This is a genomic window from Aliivibrio sp. A6 (assembly GCF_028765505.1).
GTDB lineage: Bacteria > Pseudomonadota > Gammaproteobacteria > Enterobacterales > Vibrionaceae > Aliivibrio > Aliivibrio finisterrensis_A.
Genome location: NZ_JARACR010000074.1, coordinates 1 through 1,986 on the forward strand (window position 1 = coordinate 1; position 1,986 = coordinate 1,986).

The 1,986-nt window shown below is 42.7% G+C and carries 1 protein-coding gene; it reads right to left on the minus strand.

Going from position 1 to position 1,986, the window contains the following annotated elements; translation table 11 throughout:
* Nucleotides 1-25: 25 nt before the first annotated feature.
* Nucleotides 26-1,297: a group II intron reverse transcriptase/maturase gene (gene ltrA, locus PVK70_RS18605; protein ID WP_130049483.1), complete on the minus strand. Its 1,272-nt coding sequence runs from the start codon at nt 1,295-1,297 to the stop codon at nt 26-28.
* Nucleotides 1,298-1,986: the final 689 nt, after the last annotated feature.

Consider the following 1,986-nt stretch of genomic DNA (forward strand, 5'->3'; position numbering starts at 1 on the left):
TACGGGCCTCGTATACGGCTCCTGCTTACTTATATTCGTATGTGAACACTTTTCCGATACTTACCGTTTCAAGATTAAATAGTCCTAACTCGGTAAACCACTGATTTGGCATAGCATAGCTCGCTAATGGACTCTTTGACGAGTTCCATACTCGCATGTTGATCTGCTTAAAGGGCGGTTTGTAGTTATGCTGCTTTAACCATCGGTGAAGCCTTTCTGGCTTCTTCCATAGCCTTAACTGAATACTACGAAGTCGCCTTCTTATCCAACCTGCTAATGCTTTAAACTGCTTACTGGCATTGGCTATCCGAAAGTATTGACTAAAACCACGCAACAGGGGATTTAGCTCTTTGATTACCTGTAATAGTGGCTTACCGCCATTTCTTCGGGTTAAATCTCGAACTTTATTTTTGAAGGCAGTTAATTTCTTAGGTTGAATTTGAGTATATCTACTCTTTATCTCTACTCCTAAGAACTTAATACCCTCATCACTGTGTGCTATGTGGCTTTTCTCTTTGTTGATCTCCAACTTGAGTTCACCCTCTAGGATTTCTTTCGCCGTTTCATAAGCATTTTCCGCTGCCTTTTTCGTACAACACAGGATTAAAATGTCATCCGCATAGCGCACTATGCGATGATTTCTTGCCATCATTTGCTGATCGAATCTATCGAGATAAATATTAGCAATAAGGGGGCTAATTACCCCACCTTGCGGACTGCCTATCGTCGTCGGCTCGTATGTCCCATTTATCATTACCCCACTTTCGAGAAACTGCCTGATGAGTTTTAGGAGACTTCCATCTGTTACTCGTCTCTTTATGCTCTCAATTATCAAGTCATGATCGAGCATGTCGAAGCATTTCGATAAATCCATATCAACGACATATTGTCGTTGATATTGTCGGATAAACATTGATGCTTTATTGATTGCATGGTGGCAGCTTCGCCCTTTTCTGTATCCGTAGCTTGACGGATGAAAGTTTGGGTCAAAAATGGGATCAAGCACATCAACGATGGCTTGTTGTACAATGCGATCTCGAACCGTCGGAACACCTAATAAACGAATTCCACCGCCATCTTTGGGTATTTCTACCCGTTTAACAGATTGAGGTTGATACGTTTTAAGGCTTAATTCCTGATGAAGAGCGGTTAAGTTTTCTACTAAATTTTGCTCAAAATCGCTCAGGCTCTGCCCATCTATTCCGGCCGCACCTTTCGCTCTTTTCACTTGTTTAAATGCATTATATAACCCCTTCAAATCAAGTAGGCGTCCATATAAACTGTAGAATTTTCTCATCGTTTCTCTATCAATTTAGTGCGCTATTATTTTCGTATTTTCTTGTCTGTATGGTGAGTGTATTTCATCACAGATTTGAAGCGTTCTAGCCTGTTGGCAATCTACATCAAGGTCTGTGGTTACTCCTCTGTACGGCTCTTGGTATCAGTCCACTTATTCCTAAGTAACCAAATCCAGATGCCCTATTTCGTCAAATAGCTTGTGTACCCATATAGCGTCGCTAATATTCAGTAATAGTCTTTAAGTAAGCTTCCCCCCTTCGCAGACAATTGTACTTTTGGTAACAATTGGCTCTATCAGACACGTTGCTGATAGTCGGCTTGGTTTTGTCCTCCACACCATTACTGGCTTTCATCGGCCTAGCCTTACTCACTACTACGGGTTCATCTGCCACCTCACACCAACATTATTCTTGAGTCACCTCTTGATATAATGCTTCCAGCTAATAGCTGGATCTGATGCCAGGCTTCCCCAGTTATTGCACTGACTCCCTGTTAGATATTCCACCCTCAAACACAGCATTGGTCTGACTAAGTATTGGGCTTCGCGCTATTTCGGACGCTTACCCACCAAATGCTGCCGAAACAGGTTACGGTTAGTTGTGTACATCTAACTTCCTATGGCTTCCTTCAGACCCCACCGTTGGCCAGTGACGCCCTTGCCATTCGGATTGTCTTCCCCTTAGTCGG